Annotated in this window: 11 protein-coding genes; 4 read left to right on the top strand and 7 right to left on the bottom strand. The window is 68.3% G+C overall.

Annotated elements, in window-relative coordinates:
- The coding region (locus tag BUE48_RS23795) for a Fic family protein (protein ID WP_286991088.1) at positions 1-870 on the bottom strand (870 nt) is incomplete at its 3' end.
- Positions 871-1003: 133 nt separating this feature from the next.
- On the opposite strand from BUE48_RS23795, the gene BUE48_RS23790 reads away from it, so the two are divergent.
- From BUE48_RS23790 to BUE48_RS23780, 3 genes are read left to right on the top strand one after another with little or no spacing between them, the layout of a single operon-like run.
- Positions 1004-1315 (top strand): hypothetical protein, encoded by a 312-nt coding sequence (locus BUE48_RS23790; protein ID WP_012855087.1) that lies wholly within the window; start codon positions 1004-1006, stop codon positions 1313-1315.
- Positions 1316-1344: 29 nt separating this feature from the next.
- On the top strand, positions 1345-2205 hold the full coding sequence (locus tag BUE48_RS23785; protein ID WP_286991087.1) for a sigma-70 family RNA polymerase sigma factor: 861 nt from the start codon (positions 1345-1347) through the stop codon (positions 2203-2205).
- Positions 2206-2211: 6 nt separating this feature from the next.
- Entirely contained in the window at positions 2212-2562 is a 351-nt protein-coding gene (locus tag BUE48_RS23780) for a DoxX family protein (RefSeq protein WP_012855085.1), read from the top strand.
- 160 nt (positions 2563-2722) lie between these two features.
- Here BUE48_RS23780 and BUE48_RS23775 read toward each other — a convergent pair whose 3' ends face one another.
- From BUE48_RS23775 to BUE48_RS23750, 6 genes are all read right to left on the bottom strand, one after another.
- Positions 2723-3310: a dihydrofolate reductase family protein gene (locus BUE48_RS23775; RefSeq protein ID WP_286991086.1), complete on the bottom strand. Its 588-nt coding sequence runs from the start codon at positions 3308-3310 to the stop codon at positions 2723-2725.
- Positions 3311-3841: 531 nt separating this feature from the next.
- Complete coding sequence (locus BUE48_RS23770) at positions 3842-4027, bottom strand: DUF397 domain-containing protein (RefSeq protein WP_286991085.1); 186 nt, start codon at positions 4025-4027, stop codon at positions 3842-3844.
- Positions 4028-4036: 9 nt separating this feature from the next.
- Positions 4037-4231 carry a DUF397 domain-containing protein gene (locus BUE48_RS23765; RefSeq protein WP_286991084.1) on the bottom strand — a complete coding sequence of 65 codons (195 nt, stop codon included), beginning with the start codon at positions 4229-4231 and terminating at the stop codon, positions 4037-4039.
- A 10-nt stretch (positions 4232-4241) separates the two neighbouring features.
- A complete protein-coding gene (locus tag BUE48_RS23760) occupies positions 4242-4430 on the bottom strand; it encodes a DUF397 domain-containing protein (RefSeq protein WP_286991083.1) in 189 nt (62 codons plus the stop codon).
- Positions 4431-4437: 7 nt separating this feature from the next.
- The gene (locus tag BUE48_RS23755; protein ID WP_286991082.1) at positions 4438-4632 is read right to left on the bottom strand and encodes a DUF397 domain-containing protein; all 195 of its coding nucleotides are present in this window, start codon (positions 4630-4632) and stop codon (positions 4438-4440) included.
- A complete protein-coding gene (locus tag BUE48_RS23750; protein WP_286991081.1) occupies positions 4629-5438 on the bottom strand; it encodes a helix-turn-helix domain-containing protein in 810 nt (269 codons plus the stop codon). Before BUE48_RS23750 ends, BUE48_RS23755 begins: the two co-directional genes overlap by 4 nt.
- 113 nt (positions 5439-5551) lie before the next feature.
- Here BUE48_RS23750 and BUE48_RS23745 point away from each other — a divergent pair, with 113 nt between their 5' ends.
- On the top strand, positions 5552-5977 hold the full coding sequence (locus tag BUE48_RS23745; RefSeq protein WP_012855079.1) for an ATP-binding protein: 426 nt from the start codon (positions 5552-5554) through the stop codon (positions 5975-5977).
- Positions 5978-6000: the final 23 nt, after the last annotated feature.

Here is a 6000-nt window from a genome sequence, read left to right as displayed (position 1 = left end):
GACGGCTTCGGCCAGCGCGATCCAGGCCCGGCCGAGCAGATCGACGCGTCGTTTGGCCTGCTGCGCCTGGATGTGGTGGGCGCGCAGGCAGAACTTGATCCAGGGACGGGTGTCGTCGTGCGGGCTCCAGCGCGGACCACCGACCTCTTCGAGGACCTGGTAGTAGGCGTAGGTGTTCTGCCCGCGTCCGAGCCACTCCTCGATCGAGGAGAACTCCGGCGGCATCAGCGCTTCCCGGGAGAACACCAGTGTCGATAGCGCCCGCGACATCCGGCCGTTGCCGTCCGCCCAAGGGTGGATCTTGACGAGGTTCAGGTGGGCCATGGACGCCCGGATGTGCACCGGGGCGTCGAGGTCTCCCTCGTTGAGCCAGTCGATGAACTCTTCCATGAGCTCAGCGACCAGCTCCGGGTCAGGCCCGGTGTAGACCGGCACCATGGGATCGTCAGGGCTGGTGATGTAGACCGGCCGCTGCCGGAGCCGGCCCGGGCGCTTGTCGGGGTGATGCTCCTGCATCATGTAGTGCAGGCTGTTGAGCAGGCCCAGTTCGTAGCGGAACTCATCACCGGCATCGGACAGGGCCTGGATGTAGGTCATGGCTCGCTGGTAGCCCTCCACCTCCCGGCGGGTGGCCTCATCGGTTTCCAGCGGCTGCTCGCCCGCCATGAGAGCTTCTACGTCGTCGACGGACGCGGCGTAGCCCTCAATGGTGTTCGACCCTGCGATGGCTCTGGCGGTCAGGTGTCTGCGCAACTGCCCGGCCTGCCGCATCTGGGCTTGAAGACGCAGGCGGAGCTCGTCACGTATCTGCTCGATCTCTTCGAGCACTGAACGATCTGCGTCATCGAGATGCGGCGTCCCGTACAGCATGAGTCCCACGACACCACGAATCGTCTCGTCCTGGCGGGGCGTTTGCGGTGAGGGCTCGACTGCGGGACGGGTCACCTTCGGGGCCGCTGGGACGTCTGGTGGGCGGACATGCCGCGGACGAGGGGAGGAGACGATGGGCGTGCAGCGGGTGATCGAGTTCGAGGCGGTCTCGGAGGAAGGGGCCGGCCGGGTCGAGCGGGCGGTGGCCGCGGCGTTTGCGGCGCTGGAGAAGGAACGGCCGGACGGGGTGCGGCTGGCGTACTGGCGGGTGCCGGGAGGGCGGCGGTTTCTCGCGCTGATCGAGCTGGCGGAGGAAGACCGTAATCCGCTGATGGGCATCGAGGCGGCGCGGCGGTTGCCGGAGGTCATCGCCGAGTGCGTCGAGGGCGGGTATCCCCGTCCACAGGTTGTGGAATGCGTCGGCGAGTACGGCTTCGGGCTGTGAACGGCGGGGCCGGCGGGAGGGCGTGCCGCATGGACGGTGCCCTGGAGCAGGCGGAGGTCTTCGCCCGGGAGCGGCCGCACCTGCTCGCCGTGGCGTTCCGCATCCTCGGATCGGAGGCCGACGCGCAGGACGTCGTGCAGGAGGCGTGGACCAGGTACGTCCGCGCCGACGCCACGGGCATCCGCAACGCGCAGGCGTGGCTGACGACCGTGGTGACGCGGCTGTGCCTGGACCTGCTGCGCCGGTCGCGTGAGCTTCCGCGGCGGCCCGAGGATCTGCCTCCGGTCGCCGCGGGCGGCGATCCGCAGGAGGTCGCGCTCCTGGCCGGGGAGCTGACCGAGGCCGTCACGGTCGTGCTGGACGAGCTGACCCCGCCGCAGCGGGTCGCCTTCGTCCTCCATGACGTCTTCGGCATGCCCTTCGAGGAGATCGCCCGCATCCTGGGCACCACCCCGGGGTCGGCCAAGAAGCTGGGCAGCCGCGCCCGGGGACGCCTGCGCCGGGCCGCCGATCCCCGGCCGGACGCCGATCCGCGCGAGGCCCGCCGGGTGGTGGGCGCCTTCCTGAAGGCCGCCCAGGAGGGCGACATCGACGGTCTCATCGCGGTGCTGCATCCCGATGTGACCAGGACGGCCGACCCGCAGGCCCTTCCCCCCGGCGCCGCGCAGCGGGTGCGCGGGGTGCGGACCGTGGTCGCCGAGACCCGCGCGCTCCGGGACAACGCCCGGCGGGCACGCCTGGCCACCATCGACGGACGCCCCGGGATCGCGATCTGGGCGGACGGGCGACCGCGCACCGCGCTGATCTTCCGCGTCACCGGCGGTCGCATCGTCCACTACGACGTCGTGGCCGACCCCCACCGCCTGGCCCGCCTGCACATCGAGGACTGACGGCCCATGACCATCGCGTACCTCATCGTCACCGTCATCACGATCGCGGCCAACATCGCGATCGCCATCGCCGACCTGGCCAAGGCCCGCTTCGTCCTGGCCAACTCGGCCGAAGTCGGCCTGCCGCCCCGCTTCCTGCCGTTCCTGGCGGCCTGCAAGGCCGCCGGCGCCACCGGCCTGGCCCTCGGCCTGCTCGGCTTCGACCTCATCGCCACCGCCGCGGCGAGCGGCCTGGTGGTCTTCTTCGTCGGCGCGATCGCCGTTCACTTGCGGGCCCGCGTCTTCCACAACATCGCGTTCCCGGCCGCCTACCTGGCCTTGGCCGTCGCCTCCCTGGTGCTCACCGTCACGCATTGAGGCCTTCGCAGCGGCCGCCCGGCGCGGATTCAAGACTCTTCCGCCGCGGCCCCGGGCGACCCGATGCCGTACGGCCTGTTCCCGGGAGGCGGATCGTCCGTGGGCCACGCGCTGGAAGCGCCCGGCGCCGACCCGGTGAAGCCGACCGGACGGAGCCCTTTCACCGGCCGGACGGCCGGTACCGCAGGAGGACGTTGCCCGAACGGAACACGGTCACCGCCCCGGGCGTCAGGTCGATGTGTTCCTTCAGGCCGCCGTACAGGCTCCGGCCGCGCCCCAGCAGCACCGGGCGCAGCAGGACTCGCAGCTCGTCCACCAGCCCCTGCTCCAGGAGGGTCACGGTGAGCGCCGAGCTGCCGAAGACCGCGATGTCACCGGCGGATTCGGTCCGCAGCCGGGTGACTTCGGCGTTCAGGTCACTGCCGTCGATGACGCGGGTGTTCCCCCAGGGCGTGACCCGGCCGCTGCGCGTCACCACGGTCTTGGGCACGGCGTTCATGAAGGCCGCGATCTCAGGCAGCCGCTCCACCGCATCGGACGAGGTCCACGCCTCGGCGAAGTGCTCGTAGGTGCGCCGGCCCAGCAGCAGGGCGCCCACTTCCCGGGTCTGGCGCACGTTCCATTCGAGGAACTCCTCATCGTGCGGCGCCCACCCCAGCTCCCCGTCCGGACCTTCGTGATAGCCGTCCAGAGAGCAGAACAGGAACGCGAACACCCGCCGTCCGCACGGCGCCGAGTCACGGTTCATCGGATCTCCTTCCAGTTCATCCCCGCAGACGGGTGGACCGGCCTTGCAGCCGGAACTCATCGCCCTGACGACACGAAGCTCTGCATGGCCGGGGGGCGTTCTGTTCGGCGCCGAGAATCCACAGGCTGTGGAGGGCTCGAGACCGGGTTCCGGCGTGGCCTGTGGAAGGCCGCAGGCGTACGGCAGGCAGCGGCTCGCATGCCGTTGACCGGGGGCGGTTCCGCTGGCAACGGTGGCAGGCGACTCGCCCACGCCTCGGCCACCGGCTCATCGCCCGGCGGCACCGGAACGGTCGGGTACAGCGGCGCTCCTGCCGTCCGGTCGCGGCTTCGGGCTGTGACCGGCGAGCCGGACGGGGGACGCCACGCGTGAGCGGGCTTCCGGACCGGCGGAGTCACGGCGCGCGGGATGACCGGCCGCTGACGCCCGGCGCAGGTCTCCAGGGCGGCGAACGGACGAGGTTCCGAGCCGGCCCTGGACGGCACGAAGCCCCGGCAGAGCCGGGGCTGGGGAACCGTTGTGCTCGAACGCTCAGCCGTCGCGCTTGAGGCGGGCGAGGAGGTCGGCGAAGACGCCGGGTGTGAGGGTGAGGTGTTCGGCGTGGGGGTTCTTGCTGTCTCGGACGGCGATGGCTCCGGGGAGGCTGGCGACCTCGACGCAGTCGCTCATTCCGCCATTGTTCGTGCCGCTGTGGCTGGACTTGCGCCACTGGGTCATGTCGCCTCCTCAGGCGTTCGGGCCGTTGTGCTTGAGGCGGGCGAGGAGGTCGGCGAAGACGCCGGGTGTGAGGGTCAGGTGTCCGGTGTGGGGGTTCTTGCTGTCTCGAATGGCGATGCCGCTGGGGATGTTGGCGACCTCGACGCAGTCGCTCATTCCGCCATTGTTTGCACCGCTGTAACTGGATTTGCGCCACTGGGCCATGTGCGTCCCCTTAGATGTCCGGGTTGTTGTGCTTGAGGCGGGTGAGGAGGCTGGCGAAGGCGCCGGGTGTGAGGGTCAGGTGTCCGGTGTGGGGGTTCTTGCTGTCTCGAATGGCGACGGTTCCAGAGAGGTCGGCGACCTCCACGCAGTCACTGTTCGCGGCACCGCTGCTGTGGCTGGACTTGCGCCACCGGGGCATGACCGCTTCAGGCCTTCCGAGAGTTGTGCTTGAGGTGGGTGAGGAGGCTGGCGAAGGCGCCGGGTGTGAGGGTGAGGTGTCCGGCGTGGGGGTTTTTGCTGTCTCGGATGGCGATGCCGCTGGGGATGTTGGCGACCTCGACGCAGTCGCTCATTCCGCCGTTGTTGGAGCCGCTGTGGCTGCTCTTGCGCCAGTGGATCATTTGAACCTCTCCATCACTTCCTTGATCAGGGTGATTGAGGCGTCTACAGGGAGCGCCCGATCTCCGATGCGTTCGAATCGCACTCGGAACGATCGTACCTCTGAGTGGTCCTGAACCAATCGTCCTCCTTCACTGGCTTCGATGTAAACCCGGTCCTCGCGGTCTACGGTCATGATCTTGAATGAACCATTGCGGCCAGGGTGTCCACCTGCGCTTCGAGGGACGATCCGGATCGTTATGTTGGGACGTTCTGCCAGTTCCAGCAGGTGGGAGAGCTGCTCGTACATCACCGAGCTACCGCCGACCGGCTGTTCGAGGGCTCCCTGATCAAGGAGAAGCCATATCAGGGGTGGATCTTCGCGGTCGAGGACCTGCCGCCGCTTCATTCGGGTCTCGACCAGATGATCGATTTCACGGAAGTCGGCCTCCCTGAAGACGGCGCGGGCGTAAGCCTCGGTCTGGAACAGGCCGTGGATCCAGGACAGCTCTGCGATGCGGATCTCCGTGGCGCGGCCCTCGTATTCCACGCTGTCGGCGAACCAGGAAGGGTTGTGTTCCCGTTTTGCGTGGTACAGGAGGTATTCCAGAAGTGTGCCCGTCTCGTGCTTTTTGTCGAGGATCTTGACCTGCCACTCGTGCGGCTTGCGAAGGCCGGACTCCCAGTGGGAGACAGTCTGCCGGGAGGCGTTGACCAGCTCCCCCACCGCGGCGCACGAAAGCCCGTGCTTCACCCGAAGAAAGTGCAGGTGAGAGGCCAGGAGATCCCATAGGGACGATCTTGGGTCCAGTCTCTCCCGGAGCGGCATTCGGCGCCTCCTTTTCGCGATCTTGTCTCCAGTTTCCTTGTATCTATGGCGAAGTTGCCTGCGCCCGGTTCATTCTGTGTCGGCGTTCACAGAAGGCAGGAGGAAGTGTGGTGATGGCCGTCAAGGAGAGGGTCTATAGCCGGGAGATGCCGGCGACCAAGGCCGCGGCCGGGCTGGCGAGATCGGGGGTGAAGAGCGTCCTGCTGGAACTGGGGTTCGCGGAAGCCGTTGAGGACGGGTGTCTGATTGTAGGGGAACTGGTCAACAACGCCATAGCGGTGTCGTCGGAAGCGAGCATTATTCGTGTTTTCGCGGGGTTGCGGCCCCGGGGGCTGGTGGTGGCGGTCTGGGACGCCGACCAGCGGATGCCCAGGCGGCGGCCGGCGCCGCAAATGAGCCTGGAAGAGCTGGATCTGCGGCCGGAGAACTTCGACCGCAACGGAGGCTGGGGCCTGGGAATCGTGGCGGCGCTGGCCCGCGAATGCTGGGTGGAGCGGACGAATCCCGGCAAGTGGGTCTGCGCCTCGCTCAACGTCTGAATTCTGTTCGGTGGCAGAAGGTC

The sequence above is a fragment of the Thermomonospora sp. CIF 1 genome, assembly GCF_001896795.1.
Lineage (GTDB): Bacteria > Actinomycetota > Actinomycetes > Streptosporangiales > Streptosporangiaceae > Thermomonospora > Thermomonospora curvata.
The sequence above is the reverse complement of the archived record's forward strand: the minus strand, read 5'-3'. Positions and strand labels throughout refer to the sequence as shown.

What these genes read in the sequence shown, in the direction of transcription:
- BUE48_RS23790 (WP_012855087.1), top strand. Translation starts at nt 1,004, where the DNA reads ATGGGCGTGCAGCGGGTGATCGAGTTCGAGGCGGTCTCGGAGGAAGGG.
- BUE48_RS23785 (WP_286991087.1), top strand. Translation starts at nt 1,345, where the DNA reads ATGGACGGTGCCCTGGAGCAGGCGGAGGTCTTCGCCCGGGAGCGGCCG.
- BUE48_RS23780 (WP_012855085.1), top strand. Translation starts at nt 2,212, where the DNA reads ATGACCATCGCGTACCTCATCGTCACCGTCATCACGATCGCGGCCAAC.
- BUE48_RS23775 (WP_286991086.1), bottom strand. Translation starts at nt 3,310, where the DNA reads ATGAACCGTGACTCGGCGCCGTGCGGACGGCGGGTGTTCGCGTTCCTG.
- BUE48_RS23770 (WP_286991085.1), bottom strand. Translation starts at nt 4,027, where the DNA reads ATGACCCAGTGGCGCAAGTCCAGCCACAGCGGCACGAACAATGGCGGA.
- BUE48_RS23765 (WP_286991084.1), bottom strand. Translation starts at nt 4,231, where the DNA reads ATGGCCCAGTGGCGCAAATCCAGTTACAGCGGTGCAAACAATGGCGGA.
- BUE48_RS23760 (WP_286991083.1), bottom strand. Translation starts at nt 4,430, where the DNA reads ATGCCCCGGTGGCGCAAGTCCAGCCACAGCAGCGGTGCCGCGAACAGT.
- BUE48_RS23755 (WP_286991082.1), bottom strand. Translation starts at nt 4,632, where the DNA reads ATGATCCACTGGCGCAAGAGCAGCCACAGCGGCTCCAACAACGGCGGA.
- BUE48_RS23750 (WP_286991081.1), bottom strand. Translation starts at nt 5,438, where the DNA reads ATGCCGCTCCGGGAGAGACTGGACCCAAGATCGTCCCTATGGGATCTC.
- BUE48_RS23745 (WP_012855079.1), top strand. Translation starts at nt 5,552, where the DNA reads ATGGCCGTCAAGGAGAGGGTCTATAGCCGGGAGATGCCGGCGACCAAG.